Raw genomic sequence first — 16,326 nt, 5'->3', positions numbered from 1 at the left:
CGTACTATCTCGGCCGACCGCTCGGCACCGGCCGGCTCAGGCGGCCGGGGCGCGCCGGATGGGACCACAGCCCCTGCTGCCGCAGACGCGGCAGCACGCCCTCGCCGAACCAGTACGCCTCCTCCAGATGCGGATAGCCGGACAGCACGAACTCGTCGATCCCGATCCGGTGGTACTCGGCGATCCGCTCCGCCACCTCCGCGTGGCTGCCGACCAGGGCCGTACCGGCGCCGCCGCGCACCAGGCCGATGCCCGCCCACAGATTGGGGTGGATCTCCAGCCCGTCCCGGCCACCGCCGTGCAGCGCGAGCATGCGCCTCTGCCCCTCGGACTCGCTGCGCGCCAGCCCCTCCTGCACGGACCGCACGGTCTCCGGATCGAAACCGTCCAGCAGCCGCCCGGCCTCCGCCCACGCCTGCTCGCCGGTGTCGCGCGTGATGACGTGCAGCCGGATGCCGAAGCGGATCGTACGGCCCTCCTCGGCCGCGAGCCCCCGGATCCAGGCGATCTTCTCCGCGACCTGGGCGGGCGGCTCGCCCCAGGTGAGGTAGACGTCCGCATGGCGGGCGGCCACCTCACCGGCGATGGGCGAGGAGCCGCCGAAGTACACCTCGGGCACCGGATCGGGCAGCCGGGCCAGGGAGGCGTCCGCCACCTGGAGGTGTTCGCCCGCCAGATCCACCGTCTTGCCGTCCCACAGCCCGCGCACGACCTCCAGGAACTCCCCGGTGCGCCGGTAGCGGGCCTCCTTGTCGAGGAAGTCGCCGTACGCCCGCTGCTCGTGGCTCTCGCCCCCGGTGACCACGTTCAGCAGCAGCCGTCCGCCGGTCTGCCGCTGGTAGGTCGAGGCCATCTGCGCGGCGAGGGTGGGGGAGACGAACCCCGGCCGGAACGCCACCAGGAACTTCAGCCGCTCGGTGTGCTGGCTGACCATCGCCGTCGTCAGCCACGCGTCCTCGCACCACGCCCCGGTCGGCGTCAGCGCCCCGACGAAGCCCAGGTCCTCGGCGGCGCGGGCGATCTGGGCCAGGTAGCCGACGGACGGCGGCCGGTCGCCACCGGCCGCGGTGACGGGCGTTCCATGGCCGCCGCCGACGACATGGCGGCTGTCGCCGTTGGTGGGCAGGAACCAGTGAAAGGTGAGGGACATGCTGCGCGGCTCCGATCGGGGCGGGGAAAGGGGGAGTTGCGGAAGGCCGTGCCGGGGCGGCGGGGTGCCGTTCAGCGCCGTCACCCCGCCGCCCGCCGTGGCACGCGTCAGCTCGCGGCCGCGAGCACGGGACGGTGCCCCAGTGCCACGGAGAACTGGTCGACGACCTGCTCCAGCGCCTCGGCCGCGCCGGGGGCGACGATCACCCCGCCGTCGGCGGTGGTGTCGATGTCCTTGTCGAGCGTGAACCAGCCCTGCACGATGTGTGCGGCGCCCATCGAGGACAGCACCGGCCGCAGCGCGTAGTCGATGGCCAGGACGTGCGCCGTGCTGCCGCCGGTGGCCAGCGGCAGCACGGTCTTTCCCGCCAGCGCGTACTGCGGCAGCAGGTCCAGCAGGGACTTCAGCAGCCCGGAGTAGGCGGCCTTGTAGACGGGGGTGCCGACGACGACCCCGTCCGCCCGCTCGACCAGCGTCCTGGCCCGGACGATGTCCGGATGCCCGAAGTCGGCGCCGAGCAGCGCGGTGGCGGGGATGGTGCGGACGTCGAGCGGGATCACCTCGTGGCCCTGGCCGGTGAGCCGGGCGTCGAGGTGGCGCAGCAGCCGGGCGGTGCGGGAGGTGGCGGAGGGGGAGCCGGAGACGGACAGGACGGTGGCCATGGTGGCCCCTTTCGGGAGGGTCGCGGGCGGTGTGGCGGGCGGGTCAGGCGAGCGCGGGCTCGGTGTCCGGCAGCTGTGCCTGCGGCTCGCGCACCAGCGGCGGCACGCGTTCGCCGAACGCGCTGGAGAAGTCCCCGGCCGGCCACAGCCCGGGGTGGGTGGCGGCGATGACCTTCAGCCGCTGGGTGGCGAGCAGCAGCGCGAGGCCGAAGCCGCTGTTCTCGGCGGGCACGGGCAGCTCGCGGTGGTCGTCGTAGCCCCAGTCGGTGCGCTGCTCGATGCGGCTGGTGACCGGATCGGCGCTGACATCGGGCACCCAAGGGGCGTAACGCGGCGGGTCGTTGGGGAATTCGACAGGGGGATGTGCGGGCATGGGGAACTCCCGGAACGTGAATACGGGCACTCAGGCGCACGTGAAAGCGGCGGCCGCGGTGGGAAATGAGGCGGGTTACCCGGAAAGGCGGCGGCCGGAAGAAAGCAGCCCTGGTCCGTGCCTGGTCAGGTCAGGGGTGCTGAGGAAGGGGGAGGGGCGGCGACGCGGAAGGAGTCGAGGGAAGTCGAGAGATCCGAAACGTTCGCTCAGGCCCGACAGCGACAGGACGCGCTGGAGACACGCGCAAGGTCGACGTGGCGTCGCCGCGTGAGGTCCTGTCGCTTCATGCCATCGATACAAGCAGGGGAAAGTCCGGCCGGTCAAGAAGTCCCGGCCCGGATTCCATATCCCGGACACGCGGACGAAAGCGGCTGGGCCGCGGAATTCCCGCGGCCCAGCCGGTGTTGCTCGCGTTGTTTCGCCGCTACAGCTCCCGGAGAGCGGGCAGCAACTGCTTCTCGGCCCAGTCGAAGAAGGGCTCCTGGTGGTCCCCGCCGATCTGGACCAGGGCCACGTCCGTGAAGCCCGCCTCGACGAACGGGCGGAGCTTGTCCGTGAACTCCCCGACGTCATTGCCGCACGGGAGGGACGCGGCCACGTCCTCGGGCCGTACGTACTGTGTGGCGCCCTCGAAGGAGGCCGGGCCCGGCAGCTCGGAGTTGACCTTCCAGCCGCCGCCGAACCAGCGGAACTGGTCATGGGCCCGAGCGATCGCCGCGTCCCGGTCGGTGTCGTACGCGATCGGCAGCTGGCCGATGCGCGGCTTGCCCTCGCCACCGTGCCGCTCGAAGGCGTCCACCAGCTCGGGCTTCGGCTCGGTGGCGATCAGCATGTCCGCCTGCTGCCCGGCCAGCCTGCAGGACGCCTCGCCGGACGCGGCGAGCCCGATGGGCGGCGCCTCGTCGGGCAGATCCCACAGCTTGGCGGAATCGACGTCGAAGTGCGTGCCCCGGTGGTTGACGTAACCGCCCTTGAACAGCGCGCGGATGATCTCCACGGCCTCCTCCAGCATCTCGTGCCGGATGTCGGCCGCCGGCCAGCCGCTGCCCACCACGTGTTCGTTCAGGTTCTCGCCGGACCCCAGCCCCAGCCGGAACCGGCCCTCGGACAGCAGCTGCAGCGTGGCGGCCTTCTGCGCCACCACCGTCGGGTGGTAACGGACACTCGGGCAGGTCACGAACGTCGTCAGCGGGATCCGCGACGTGGCCTGCGCGGCCGCCCCGAGCACACTCCAGGCATAGGGGGAGTGCCCCTGGGACTCCAGCCACGGAAAGTAGTGGTCGGACGTCACCGAGAAGTCGAAACCGATCTGCTCGGCTCGGACCACGTCCTTCACGAGCTGACGCGGTCCGGCTTGCTCGGTCATCATCGTGTATCCCCATCGCATGGCTCTCGGGTACCGGTTTGCCCCGCTTTCAAACCCGCTTCCCGAGGACGGAGAGCGCCACCGAGACCGGCCGGCTCCGCCTGCCGCGGGCCGCGTCATGCGCCCGCGCAGCCCGCGCCGCCGGTCAGCCGTCGTCCCCCGTGGTGCCGCCGCCGGAGCCCCTGCGGTTGCGCTTCGACTGGCTGCGCACCACCTCACCCATGCCCAAGGTCACGCCGGCCACCGCGCGCACCCAGCGCGGCCCGCCCCGCGCCGCCCACACGACGCAGACACACCCTCCGGCGACGAGCACCAGGACGACGGCCAATGCGAGCACGATCACACTCCACCCCTCCTTCTGTTGTGGTGCGCGCCATCATGTCACTCGATCAGCCGCCGAGCCTGGCGGAGATGAGAGGGGCCAGGCGGGTGGTGATGGTGCGGTGGCCCTGGTCGTTGGGGTGGACGGAGTCGGAGAGGTCGCCGGCGGCCAGCCAGCCGGTGGTGTCGACGTACGAAGCCCTGGCGTCGGCGAAGGCGGTGACCGCGGCCTTGGTCTCGGTGCCGAAGCGGCCGCTGAAGGTGCGCAGGGCGAAGATCCAGGCGCCCGGGTAGGCGGTGCGGACCTTGCGCAGGAGACTGGTGTACGACGCCTGGAACTGCGCCGAACTCACGCCGCGGCCCACGTCGTTGGTGCCGAGGTTGATGACGACGGCGTTGGCCTGGTAGCGGGAGAAGTCCCAGGCGGGCGTGGCGGCGTTGGGGTTGAGCTTGGTGAACTGCTGCTCCAGGCTCATCCGGTCGTCCGCCGTGTCGACGAGTGCGGCGCCGCCCTGGGCGATCTGGGTGTGGTCGGCGCCGAGGCGTTCGCCGATGAGCCAGCCGTAGGCGGTGCGGGCGTTCTGGGAGGTGGTGGTGCCGACGGTGATGGAGTCGCCGACGAACTCGATCAGCTTCTTCGGGGCGGGCGGGGCGAAGGTGGTGGCGCCGCTGTCGAGGGTCAGGCCCTGGAAGACCGCGTCGCCGTGGTAACTGCCGGCGATGACTTGGTAGTTGACCTGGAGGGTGTGGTTTCCGGCGGCGAGGGGGGTGGGGGTGAGGTTCACCGTGCCCTTGGCCTCGTCGTAGAAGGTGGCGGGGCCGCCGTCGATGCTGGCCCACAAGTCGATGGCGCCCCGTTGCCTGAGCCCCACGGTGCGGCCGGTGAAGCCGGTGCGGAAGTAGGCGCCCGCCCAGTAGGGGGTGTAGGCGGTGGCGGAGGTCGTGGTGTCCCAGCGGCCGCTGAGCTTGATGTTGGGGTCGCCCGGCTGGCCCGGGGCGGCGGCGGACTTCATGGCGGCCGCGCCCAGCTTGGCGCTGATGATGGGGGCCAGGCGGTTCGCGAACGTGGTGTGGCCGGCCTCGTTGGGGTGGCCGTCGCCGTCCTCGTAGTCCGTGCCGTCGGTGAGCCAGCCGCTGGTGTCCACGTACGTCACCTTCGTGTCCCCCGCGCCGTTGCGCGCGCTCACGGCCGCCTTGGTCTCCGCCACGTACCGCTTCTTGAGGGTCTGGACGGCGAAGAGGGCCGCGTTCGGGTACTTCGCGCGGATGTCGCGGAGGAGGGTGGTGTACGCCGACTGGAACTCGGGCCCGGTGACGCCGTGCCCGATGTCGTTGGTGCCGAGGTTGATGACGACGGCGTTCGCCTGGTAGCGGGAGAAGTCCCAGTTCTGGTCGCCGGTGGAGGCCGTCTTGAAGAACTGGGTGGCCAGGCCCGCGCAGCCGCTCTTGGCGACCAGGCAGTAGCCCGCGCGGGCGATCTGGGTGTGGCGCATGCCGAGCTGTTCGCCGGTCTTCCAGCCGTACGAGTCGAGCGCGAGCCGGTCGGTGAGGGCGCCGGCGGTGATGGAGTCGCCGACGAACTCGATGAGCTTGCCGGGGATGCGCGGGGTGGTGGTGCCCGCGCCCGCGTCGAGGACCAGGCCCTGGAAGACGGTGTCGCCGGAGCGGTAGGACACGCGGAGGGTGTGGGTGCCCTGGGGGAGGGGCTTCGGGGTGAGGTCGACGGTGCCCCTGACGCCGGTGTAGAAGACGTCGGCGCCGCCGTCGACGCTGGCGTAGAAGTTCACCGCGTTCCGGGCCTTGACCTTGACCGTCGTGCCGGTGAACGCGGTCTGGAGGTAGCCGCCGGTCCAGTTGGGGACGGCGGCGGTGGCGGAGCCGAGGTCCCAGCGGCCGGTGTAGACGATGTTCGGGTCGGTCACCGAGCCGTTCCCCAGGGCGCTGGTGGGAGCGGCGGCGTGGGCCGTGCTGAGGCTCAGCCCCAGCAGTAGCAAAGTCGTGGCCATGACAAGCGCTAAGAGTCTGCGTATGGGAGGGGGGTTCCTCTCGCGGAAGGGAGTGGCGCTGGGAGCGCTCCCAGATGTGGGGTGCGGTCACGATGGAAGCGATGAATCGGTTCAACGTCAAGAGTGGCGTCGAGGTGGAGCGCACGCCTGGTCCGGGCCGCCCCTCAGCGGCCCGGACCAGAAGGGGAAGGCGCGGACTACCAGCGCGGAATGGCCGGGGTCGTCCACTGTGGGTCGGCGACGCGCATCGCGGCGGCGTCGTCGCGGTCCCGCATCGTGCCGTCGTCGTCCAGCCAGCGCTGGTGCAGAACGGCGAGCCGGTCACGATCGAGGTCGACGCCGAGCCCGGGGGTGTCGGTGACGTCGAGACGGCCGTCGCGGAAGGTGAGGCGCTGGGTGATCACGTCCTCGGTCTGCCACGGGTAGTGGCTGTCGCACGCGTAGTCCAGGTTGGGCACGGTGGCCGCGACATGCGTCATGGCGGCCAGGCTGATGCCCAGGTGGGTGTTGGAGTGCATGGACAGGCCGACGCCGAAGGTGCGGCAGATGGCGGCCAGCTCACGGGTGTTGCGCAGCCCGCCCCAGTAGTGGTGGTCGGAGAGGACGACCTGCACCGCGCCCTTGGTGAACGCCTCCCGGATCTCCCCGAAGGTGGTCACGCACATGTTGGTGGCCAGCGGGACCCCGGCGGATTCGGCGACCTCGGCCATTCCGGGCGTACCGCTGGTCGGGTCCTCCAGGTACTCCAGGACGTCCCGCAGCTCCTCCGCCACGTGCAGGGACGTGGGCACGGACCAGGCGCCGTTCGGGTCCAGGCGCAGCGGCTGGCCGGGGAAGCGCTCGGCCAGGGCGCGGATCGCGGCGATCTCCTGGTCGGGTTCGAAGACGCCGCCCTTGAGCTTGAAGGAGGTGAAGCCGTAGTCGCGGGCGAAGCGCTCGGCCTGCGCCACGACCCCGGCCGGGTCGACCGCCGCATCCCAGTCGTCCGCCTCGGCGACGACGCCGTCCGGGTGCTCGGCCCAGCGGTAGAAGAGGTACGCGCTGTACTCGACGCGGTCGCGGACCTTGCCGCCCAGCAGCGCGTGCACCGGCAGCCCGGCCGCCTTGCCCCAGGCGTCGAGGCACGCCACCTCGAAGCCGGAGAGGATCGACAGCCGCAGCTTGTCCGCCGTCTGGACGCCGCGCAGGCCGCCGACGTCGACGGAGTTCTCGACCCGGGAGGAGTCCACCGCGACCTCGCCTGCCAGGGTGAAGAGCCCGTTCAGGTCGGTGACGCTGTGCCCGGGCAGCTTCTCGGCCAGCGGGCGGGCGAGGTCGAGGTACTTGGTGTCGCCGTACGTCTCGCCGATGCCGGTCGTCCCGCCCTCGGTGACCACCTCGATGATCAGTCGGGGGGTGTACGGCTGGTGGACGCCCTGGGTGTTCAGCAGCGGCGGGTCGGCGACGAGGATGGGCGTCAGCCGCACCTCGGCGATGGTCAGATTCTGTGCTTGCGACGTCTGCGGCGGCTGCGTCATCGGGTGGCTCCCACGAGGTCGAGTCCGGTGGTCAGAAGGGCTTCGAGGTCGGCCAGATCGTCCGGGCCGGGGTCGGCGAGCGGTGCGCGCACCGGGCCGACCGGCCGCCCGCGCAGCCGCGCCGCCGCCTTGACCAGCGAAACGGCGTAGCCGGGGACGCGGTCGCGCAGCTCGACCAGGGGTACGTAGAAGTCACGCAGCAGCCGCTCCACCGTAGCGTCGTCGCCGTCGCGCTGGGCGGTGAAGAAGGCGTTCGCGATCTCGGGGGCGAAGGCGTGCACGGCCGAGGAGTACGCGGTGATGCCGATGCTGGCGTACGGGCGGGCCTGGACCTCGGCGGTCGCGGCGCCGTTGAAGAACAGGAAGTCGTCCGGCGCGGCGAGCTTCAGGCGCTGCAGCCGGTCCAGATCGCTGTGCCCGTCCTTGAGTCCGATGACGCCCGGGATCCGGACCAGCTCGCGCAGGCTGTCGATGGTGAAGGCGACCTGGTCGCGCTGGTACGCGATCAGGGGGAGCCGGGTGCGGGCGGCGATCTGCCGGATCTGCTCGACCAGCCCCGACTGCGGGCCCTTCACCAGGTAGTGCGGCAGGACGAGCGCGGCGTCCGCGCCCGCCTCCTCCGCGATTCCGGCGAACCGGGCCGCCTGCGCCCAGCCGTAGCCGATCCCCGCCACGACCGGCAGCCGGCCGTCGGCCTCGCGGACGGCCGCGGTGATGACCTCGCGGTACTCGTCCTCGTCCAGGGAGAAGAACTCCCCCGTACCGCACGCCGGGAAGATCGCGCCCGGGCCGGTCTCGATCTGCGCCGCGAGGTAGTCGCGGAACGCGGGCAGGTCGAGCGCGGCCGCGCCGTCGCCCTGGTCCCCCTTGGTGTCGGTGAAGCTGGTCAGCGGGAACGAGAGCACGCCGCTCGCCATCCCGTCGCGCAGCCGGGCCGCCGTCGTCGCCGCATCGGCCGTGAGGGCCGTCATCGCTCGTCTCCCTATGTAGATGACGTCTACGTATGCAGATAGAGATTAGGAATGTGCACGCGGGGGCGTCAATAGGTGCGACTTCGCTGCCGTGGTCCGGATTACGATGCGCCCCATGGCGGAATCCGGTGGCGTACGCGAAGTGAAGTCGGCGGGCCGCACCGTGCAGCTCCTCGAACTGCTCGCGGCCCGCGGCGACCAGCCCGCCCGGCTGCGGGAGCTGGCCGAGCAACTGGGCGTGCCGCGCAGCAGCATGTACGCGCTGCTGCAGACCTTGATCGACCGCGGGTGGGTGCGCACCGACGTCACCGGCTCGCTGTACGGCATCGGCATCCGGGCCCTGCTGACGGGCACCAGCTACCTCGACAGCGACCCGCGGGTGCGGGCCGCGCGGCCCTACCTGGACGAGGCGTCCGACGCCCTCGGCGAGACCATCCACTTCGCCCGGCTGGACGACGGCGACGTCGTCTACCTCGCCACCCGCGAGTCGCACGAATACCTGCGGCCCTTCAGCCGGGTGGGCCGCCGCCTCCCCGCGTACGTCGGCGCCCTCGGCAAGGCGCTCCTCGCCGAGCGCCCCGACGACGAACTCCCGCTGCCGGAAGGGCCGCTGGAGCCGCTGACCCCCCGTACCCACCGGGACCGGGCCTCCCTGGCCGCCGACCTGGCCCGCACCCGCGAACGCGGCTACGCGGTGGACCGCGAGGAGGGCGTCACCGGCATCGTGGGCTTCGGCTTCGCCCTGCGGTACGACACACCCGCGGTGGACGCCATCAGCTGCTCGGTGCCGACGGCGCGGCTGACGGAGGGCCGGGAGGAACGGATCGTGGCGGTGATGCGGGAGATCCGGGAGAAGATCGAAGCGGTGGTGCCGAGGGCGGGCGGGGCGGCGACGCAGTGGCGGTAGGGGGTGTTGCCCGGCGTTCGCCTTCGGCGCGGGCTCGGAGATGGCGGCGTCGGGGGGCCGGGCCCGCGCGGTCCGGCGGGGTCGGCTGACGTCATCCGAACCACCGCTGCGGGCGGGGCGCGGTGTTGCGCCAGATGTGCTTCGTCTCCTGGTACTCGTGCAGCCCCGCCGGGCCCAGCTCACGGCCGATGCCCGACTGCTTCATCCCTCCCCACTCGGCCTGCGGGACGTACGGATGGAAATCGTTGATCCAGACCGTGCCGGCGCGCAGCCGTGACGCCACCCGGTGCGCCTTCTCCGCGTCCTGCGTCCACACCGCGCCCGCCAGGCCGTACACCGTGTCATTGGCGAGCGCCAGCGCCTCCTCCTCGTCCCGGAACCGCTCCACCGTGAGCACCGGGCCGAACGACTCCTCCTGCACCACCCTCATGTCCGGGGTGCAGTCGTCCAGCACCGTCGGCAGGTAGTAGTGGCCGCCCGCGAGGGACGGCTCGTCGGGCGGCGCCCCGCCGCAGCGCAGCACCGCGCCCTCGTCGATGCCCGCCGCCACGTACGACGCCACCTTGTCGCGGTGCGCGGCCGAGATCAGCGGTCCGGTACGGGCGTCCTCGTCGAACGGGCCACCGAGCCGGATCGCCCGGGCGCGGGCCACCACCTCGTCCACGAACGCGTCGTGCAGCTGCTCCTGCACCAGCAGCCGGGCACCCGCCGAACACACCTGCCCGGAGTGCAGGAACACCGCCGTCAGCGCGTAGTCCACCGCCGTGTCGAAATCGGAGTCGGTGAAGACGATGTTCGGGTTCTTGCCGCCCAGCTCCAAGGCGACCTTCTTGACCGTGGGCGCGGCCGCCGCCATGATCCAGCGCCCGGTCACCACACCGCCGGTGAAGGACACCATGTCCACCCGCTCGTCCGTGACCAGCGGCGCGCCCACCGTCGACCCGGCCCCCAGGACGAGATTCGCCGCGCCCGGCGGCACCCCCGCCTCGGTGAGCAGCCGCAGCAGCCCGATCGCGGTGTGCGGGGTCAGCTCGCTGGGCTTGAGGACGAACGTGTTCCCGGCGGCCAGCGCGGGCGCCACCTTCCACGCCGTCTGCAGCAGCGGATAATTCCACGGTGTGATCAGGGCACACACCCCGACCGGTTCCCGCACCACCCGGCTGTCGATCTCCGGACTGCCCGTTTCCAGCGCCCGGTCCTGGCCACCGGCGGCGGCCAGGTGGCCGAAGTAGCGGAAGCACCCGGCGATGTCGTCCAGGTCGTACTCGCTCTCCACCAGCCGTTTCCCGGTGTCCAGGGACTCGGCCCGGGCCAGGGCGCTCCGGTCCCGCTCCAGCAGATCCGCGACGCGCAGCAGCAGCCGCCCCCGCTCCGCGGCCGCCGTGCCCGGCCACGGCCCGCGGTCGAACGCGTCCCGGGCCGCCGCGACCGCCGCGGCCACGTCCTTCGGCCCGGCCTCGTCCACCGCCGCCACCCGGGACCCGTCCGCCGGGCAGCGGATCTCCCGCGTCTGTCCGTCGAGGGCGGCGGTCCACTGTCCGCCGATGAACAGCTCCGGCATGTTTCCCCCTACGTATTGGGGTTGCCATGTGTGTGAGGGGTTGCCATGCACGGGGGTTGCCCGACGGCCCACACACCGAGCGTAAGGGCCACCGGGCGGCCCCGCACGGCGTGCGGACACCGATGGGCCTCCGGCGGGTGTCGCAGGGGGGTGTCCGTCGCCTCTCGGAGAGCTGGGACATCACCCGCCACGGCCTCGCCGCCGGCCACATCGGCCCCGCTCCGGCCACCGGCCCGCCGCCCCCGCCCACCCGCCCGGGGCTTCCGGGGGCAGGGGGCGGAGCCCCCTGGTTCGGGGAGGGGCGGGGTGGGGGAGCCGCACCCCGTGTGGGCGCGCGGCGGGGGGCGGGGAGAATCCTCGGCATGTACGACCCCGACGCGCCCCGCGCCCTCGCCGACGAACTGATCGCCGCCCTCGACCCCTTGCCCTTTCCGCGGCGCATGCGGGAACTGGCCGTGCGGGTGCGGGCGGCCAGCGCGCGGGGGCAACTGGCCGGGATCGTCGGGGAGCTGGCCGGGCGGGGGGCGTACGAGCGGCGGCTCGCCGCCGCGGCGGCCGCGATCGGCGGGCGCACCGGCCATCTGGCGACGCTGCTCACCGACCCCGACCCCCTGGTGCGGTGCCACGCGCTGCGGGCCCGGGTCGGGGACGAGGCGCTGGAGGCGGCGTTCGAGGACGCGCCCGCCGCCGTACGGCGCCAGCTGATCCGGGCCGTCGTCGCCCAGCACCGCACCGCGCTCGCCGACCGGCTCGTCGAGCCGCTGCGGGAGCGCTGGGGCGACACCGAGGCGGCGCGGCTGCTGCCGGCGTGCGGGGCGGACACCGTCGCGACGCTGCTGCCCGCGCTGTTCCACGCCGTCGGCAGCTGGCGGCCCCTCACCGCCCGGCACCCCGCCGCCGTCCTCGACGAGGCCGAGCGGCAGCTGACCGCGCTGCCCGCGGCGCTGCGCGCCGACTGGTGGCTGCGGTACGCGCCCGGCGTGGCGCTCGCCGCCCGCGCCGAACCGCACCGCGTGCTGGACCTGCTGGAGCGGCGGTGCCACAGCCCGCTGCCACCACCGCTACGGCACCGCCTGGGCACACTGGTGGCCGCCGACCCCGGCCGTACGCTCGATCTGCTGCTCACCCCCGAGCACACCCACCTGCTGCGCGGCCGGGGGCTGGAACGGTCCGTGCTGCGCCGCCTCGTGGCGGCCGACCCGCCCGAACTCGACGCGCTCGGCCGGGCCCTGGCGCACGACGGCGAGGCCCTGGCGCGGCTGCTGGCCGCGCTGCCGCCCGCCCGCCGCGCCGTCTTCTTCGACGCCGCCACCGCCGAACGCGACCCCTCCCACGCCGTCCTGGCACCCGCCGTCCTCGACGCCCTGCCGCGCCCGCGCCGCCAGGCGGAGGCGCGCCGGATGGCCGGGCAGGCGCGCGAGCGCGGCGCGCACTGGACCACGGTCCTCGAAGCGGTCGCGTATCTGCCGGTCGAGGAGGCGCACGACGAACTGCTGGCGGCCACCCGCCGCGCCGACGCGGACGACCGCGCCACCGCCTACCCGCTGCTGATCCGCAACGCCGCCCGGTCCGGCGACCCGGACGCCGTCACCGCGCTGCTGCGGCGCCTGGAACGGCTGCGCGACGAACAGGACCCGGTGCGTCACGCCGCCCTCGACGCGCTCGCCGCGACCCCGCCCGGCCTGTTCACCGACGACGCCGCCGAACCCCTGGACCGGGTCGCCACCGACGCCGTCCAGGCCCGCGACTCCTCCACCGGCACCCGCCGGGCGCTGCGCCGCCTCGCCGTCGCCCTGCTGCGCGAACACGCCGTCACCGGGCGGCGCGAACTGCTCGGCTGGGGTTTGCGCACCGTCACCCGGCTCGCGGGCAGCGTCGGCGCCACCGACCTCGGCCGCCTCGACCGCCGGCTGCGGCGCGGCCAGGAACACACCGTCTTCGAGGGCTTGCGCCCCTGGCTGGAGGCGGGCGCCGAACGCGTCGACCACGAACTGACCTTCGCCCTCGCCCGCTCCCTCGGGCGGCGCGCCCACGCCCTGCCCGAGCTGCAGGAACTGCTGTGGCAGGCCATCGCGTTCGGCCGTGGCGCCACCGCCCGCACCGCGATCGCCCTGTGGCTGGAGCCGCCCCGCGAACGGGAGGACCGGGTGGCCGAACTCCTCGCCCAGGAGCCCTCGGCCGCCGTCCTGCCGCCGGTCCTGGCCGTACTGGCCCGGCGCCGCACCGATCTGCTCGACCTCGTCCTCGGCGACACCCCGCCCTACGGCCGCTTCCTCACCCACGGCACCCACTGGACGCCACCCACCGGCCGTGACACCGCCCGCTGGCTGCCCCGCCAGCAGGCAGCCGCCGCGCGCCTGTTGGCCCGGGCCGCCGCCGACACCACCCTCCCGGCGGCCGAGCGCGCCACCGCGATCGCCCGCGCCGCGCCGCTCGACGAGGGCACGCCGCTGGTCAGGGCGTGGGCCACCGCCGAGGACGGGGTGCTCGCCGAGGCCGCCCTCGCCGCCCTGCCGTGGACCCGACTCCCCGGCGACGCCCTGCCCCTGCTGCTCGCCCACGCGGGCGGCGACCGCGCCCGGGTGGCGGTGTACGCGGCGGCCCGGGCCGCCCGGTATGTCACGCCGTCCCGGCTGGACGCGCTCATCCGCGGCGTCCTCGCCCCCGACGGTGTCGCCACCGCCATACCGACCGTCCCGGCCAAGGTCACCAGCCGCAAGGAGGCCGCCCGGCTGGCCGCCACCCACCTCCCGGCCTCCGACGCGGCCACCCTCCTGGCCGACGCCCAGGGGCTCCCCGGCCAGCACCCCGACGTCCAGGCCGTCTGCGTCCGTTTCGCCGCCCGGCTGCTCGGCACCGAACGCGCCTGGGAACTGCTGACCACCGCCGCCCGCGGGCGCCGCGAACTGCGCCACGCCGTCCTGCGCACCCGGCCGCTCGACCTCCCCGAACTCCACCGCGAGCGCTATGCCCAGCTCATCCGCGTCGTCTGCGACACCGAGGACCCCGAGGTGGCCGCCTCCGGCCACGCGGCGCTCGCCCGCTGGTCGCCCTGGGCACCGGACGCGGCCGCGCTGCTGGTCGCGGCCGTCACCGACCTCGGCAACCGGACGAGCTGGCGGTCCGCCGCCGACGCCCTGCTCGCCCTCATGGCCGCCGCGCCCGACGGCGCTTACGAGGACAACCCCCTCGCCTGGGCGCTGGCCGCCCTCGTCACCGCCGACGCCCGCACCGGTATGCCCGACGCCGAAGCGGACCGCGACCGGCCCGCCCGCCAGCGCGTACGCCATCTGGCCACCCGACTCGCCCAGCACGGGCGGATGCGGCCGCGGGAGACGCGGCGCCACGCGCTCGGCGCCGCCGAACTCCTCGCCGGATACGAGACGTTCGTGCCCGAGGCCGCCCAGGTGCTCGTCCAGGCCCTCGACCTGGACGCCCGCCCCTCGGCGCTGACCGCCGCGCTCGCCCGCCTCGCCCGGCTGCACGCCTCCCGCCCCGCGCTCGCCGCCCGCACCGCCGACACCCTGCGGGACCGGCTCGGTGCTGCCTCGCGGCCGGGCGGCGGCGAAGCGCTGCTGCGCGCCGCGTGGCAGCTGGAGGAGGACGGCGGCCACGCCGCCGGGCTCTTCGCCGCGGTCCTCACGGGCGTCGGCGGCCCCCGTACGGAATGGGCGGAGCCCTGGCGGGAACGGGTGCGCGAGCTGCGGCGGCATCCGCACCCCGATGTGCGGGACGCGGCGCTGCGGCTGACGACGGCGGGGGAGTAGGGAGGAGGGTCTAGGCGTCCCGGCGCCAGGCGCCCTCGCCGTAGTCGTAGACGTACGCGGGGCGGCCCTCGACGCCGCTCGTGCGGAACGGCGCGCCGTGGTCGTCGATCCGCGCCGTCCCGGAGCGGTCCCCGCTCGTCCACTCCAGCTCCAGGTACCAGCGGCAGTCGCAGCCCGCCGTGCGGGCGTTGACCAGCAGCACCTCCGGGTCCGAGGCCGAGACGCGGTACGGGAAGCGGACGGCGGGGATCGGCTTGCCCGCGTCATTGCCGTCGGTGGGGCGGGCCTGGGGGCGCGCGGCGTCCAGGTCGACGGCGAAGGCGCGCGGGGTGAGGGAGCCGCCGCAGCCGTTCTCCATGGCGAACGACGACCACGCCGGCGGCGTACGGCGCCCCACGACCCGTACGTGCAGGGCCCGCAGCACGACCGCGGACTCCGCCGCCCGCCCCTGGACCGTCACCTCGACGTTGGTGGTCCCGCCGTGCACCGCGTCATGGGCCGCGGCCCAGGCCGGGGCGTCCTGCTCGGTGGGCGGCGGGGCGACGTCGGCGGGCGGCCGGTCGATGAGGTAGCGGTGGTCGCAGCCGTTCTCCCAGACGTGGGAGCGGGTGCTGAGGGTGAGGGGCAGGCGCGTGCTGCCGTTCCCGGGCGGACGGGACGCGCCGGGCGCGGCGGCCGTTCCGCCCTCGCGCCGCCCCGGCTCTTCGCCGCGCGGCGCGCCCGGCTTCGGCCCGTCGCCGGACACCTCGCGGTCCAGACGGCCGCGGGCGGTGGGCCCGGCGGTGGGCGGGCGCGTCGCGGGCGCCTTCGGTGTCGCGCTCGCCACCGGGGGCGAGGCGGCGGTGTGGTGCCGCGGTTGGGCGGCGCCGGGCGACGACCGCACCTCGACGGCCGTGACGGCGAGGACGGCGGCGGCGGCCGCGCCCGCCACCAGCGCCCACGGCCGGTCCCGCCAGGGGGCGCGGACCGCCGCGGTGTCGCCCGGGACGGCCCGTAACCGCCCCCGCGCCGAGCCGCCCCTCGCCTCGGCCCGCCCGCCTGCCCGCGCCACCCCGCCAGCCCGCGCCACCCCGGCCGCCCGCCGTGCCCGAGCCGCCGCCCTGGCCCGCCCGGCCTTGGTGCGCCCGGCTCCGGTCGGCCCGGGGCCGCTGCCTCCGTCGGCGTCCGGCGCCGCGCCGCCGGTCGTACGGCCCGCCGCGCCGCCGAACCGCCCGGCCTCGGCGGCCGGCTTGACGTCGTGCGCCCGCTGCCCGGCCGTACGGCGCGTCACGTCGCCGGGGCGGGAAGGGACCCGACCCGGCGCTGTCGCCCCGGCATCGCCGCCTCGCGGGGGGCCGTGGCCGCTCGCCCGCGTCGTCGCGCGGCTCGCGTCGGCGAGGAGCCAGCGGCGGTGAAGGGCCATCAGCTCGTCCGGGGTCGCGCCGCAGAGGCGGGCGAGGCGCTCCACCGGGGCGTAGTCCGCGGGGACCGCGTCGCCGTTGCAGTAGCGGTGCAGCGTGGACGTGCTCACGTGCAGGTGCGTGGCCAAGGCCGCATAGCTGCGGCCCGAGCGCTCCTTCAGCGCGCGCAGGCTCTCCGCGAACTCCTCGACCGCATCGGCTCCGCCCACCGGCCCATCCCCCTCCTCGGCCTCCTCGGCCCGCCGCGCCATTCCGCGGGCGCGTCCCAGGCTGCCGTCGTATCCCCAAGTCAGCGTACGTGCAGGCATTCCGGCGTCCCGGATGC

12 protein-coding genes and 1 pseudogene are annotated in these 16,326 nt (G+C 74.5%); 2 read left to right on the top strand and 11 right to left on the bottom strand.

Features of this window, described 5'->3' with window-relative positions; genetic code table 11:
- Nucleotides 1–4 precede the first annotated feature (4 nt).
- The 9 genes and pseudogenes from ASC60_RS09420 to ASC60_RS09385 form a co-directional block, all read right to left on the bottom strand.
- Complete coding sequence (locus tag ASC60_RS09420; protein WP_055548885.1) at nucleotides 5–1,150, bottom strand: LLM class flavin-dependent oxidoreductase; 1,146 nt, start codon at nucleotides 1,148–1,150, stop codon at nucleotides 5–7.
- Between the two features lie 107 nt (nucleotides 1,151–1,257).
- On the bottom strand, nucleotides 1,258–1,812 hold the full coding sequence (gene ssuE, locus ASC60_RS09415) for an NADPH-dependent FMN reductase (protein WP_055548883.1): 555 nt from the start codon (nucleotides 1,810–1,812) through the stop codon (nucleotides 1,258–1,260).
- 133 nt (nucleotides 1,813–1,945) lie between these two features.
- Nucleotides 1,946–2,185: pseudogene (locus ASC60_RS38970) on the bottom strand (dimethyl sulfone monooxygenase SfnG); the annotation flags it as partial.
- Between the two features lie 206 nt (nucleotides 2,186–2,391).
- Nucleotides 2,392–2,472 carry a putative leader peptide gene (locus ASC60_RS43990; RefSeq protein WP_358626950.1) on the bottom strand — a complete coding sequence of 27 codons (81 nt, stop codon included), beginning with the start codon at nucleotides 2,470–2,472 and terminating at the stop codon, nucleotides 2,392–2,394.
- 137 nt (nucleotides 2,473–2,609) lie between these two features.
- A complete protein-coding gene (locus tag ASC60_RS09405) occupies nucleotides 2,610–3,572 on the bottom strand; it encodes an LLM class F420-dependent oxidoreductase (RefSeq protein ID WP_055548879.1) in 963 nt (320 codons plus the stop codon).
- A 124-nt stretch (nucleotides 3,573–3,696) separates the two neighbouring features.
- The gene (locus tag ASC60_RS09400) at nucleotides 3,697–3,894 is read right to left on the bottom strand and encodes a hypothetical protein (protein WP_055548878.1); all 198 of its coding nucleotides are present in this window, start codon (nucleotides 3,892–3,894) and stop codon (nucleotides 3,697–3,699) included.
- 46 nt (nucleotides 3,895–3,940) lie between these two features.
- Nucleotides 3,941–5,878 (bottom strand): GDSL-type esterase/lipase family protein, encoded by a 1,938-nt coding sequence (locus ASC60_RS09395; RefSeq protein ID WP_055548876.1) that lies wholly within the window; start codon nucleotides 5,876–5,878, stop codon nucleotides 3,941–3,943.
- Between the two features lie 197 nt (nucleotides 5,879–6,075).
- On the bottom strand, nucleotides 6,076–7,395 hold the full coding sequence (locus ASC60_RS09390) for a glucarate dehydratase family protein (protein WP_055548874.1): 1,320 nt from the start codon (nucleotides 7,393–7,395) through the stop codon (nucleotides 6,076–6,078).
- On the bottom strand, nucleotides 7,392–8,366 hold the full coding sequence (locus ASC60_RS09385; protein WP_055548872.1) for a 5-dehydro-4-deoxyglucarate dehydratase: 975 nt from the start codon (nucleotides 8,364–8,366) through the stop codon (nucleotides 7,392–7,394). The genes ASC60_RS09390 and ASC60_RS09385 overlap by 4 nt, the downstream gene beginning before the upstream one ends.
- Before the next feature lie 115 nt (nucleotides 8,367–8,481).
- On the opposite strand from ASC60_RS09385, the gene ASC60_RS09380 reads away from it, so the two are divergent.
- Complete coding sequence (locus tag ASC60_RS09380; protein ID WP_055548870.1) at nucleotides 8,482–9,273, top strand: IclR family transcriptional regulator; 792 nt, start codon at nucleotides 8,482–8,484, stop codon at nucleotides 9,271–9,273.
- 91 nt (nucleotides 9,274–9,364) lie between these two features.
- Here ASC60_RS09380 and ASC60_RS09375 read toward each other — a convergent pair whose 3' ends face one another.
- Nucleotides 9,365–10,834, bottom strand: coding sequence for an aldehyde dehydrogenase family protein (locus tag ASC60_RS09375; RefSeq protein ID WP_055548868.1), 1,470 nt, complete (start codon nucleotides 10,832–10,834; stop codon nucleotides 9,365–9,367).
- 362 nt (nucleotides 10,835–11,196) lie between these two features.
- Between ASC60_RS09375 and ASC60_RS09370 the strand changes: the two genes are divergently transcribed.
- Nucleotides 11,197–14,601, top strand: a complete 3,405-nt coding sequence (locus ASC60_RS09370) for a hypothetical protein (RefSeq protein WP_055548866.1) — start codon at nucleotides 11,197–11,199, stop codon at nucleotides 14,599–14,601.
- A 10-nt stretch (nucleotides 14,602–14,611) separates the two neighbouring features.
- Here ASC60_RS09370 and ASC60_RS09365 read toward each other — a convergent pair whose 3' ends face one another.
- A complete protein-coding gene (locus ASC60_RS09365) occupies nucleotides 14,612–16,309 on the bottom strand; it encodes a helix-turn-helix transcriptional regulator (RefSeq protein WP_234356875.1) in 1,698 nt (565 codons plus the stop codon).
- Between the last annotated feature and the right edge of the window lie 17 nt (nucleotides 16,310–16,326).

Origin of the sequence: Streptomyces sp. NBRC 110028 (assembly GCF_001417735.1) — a bacterium.
GTDB lineage: Bacteria > Actinomycetota > Actinomycetes > Streptomycetales > Streptomycetaceae > Streptomyces.
Note: the sequence above shows the minus strand (reverse complement) of the source record. Positions and strands in the feature narration are given on the sequence as shown.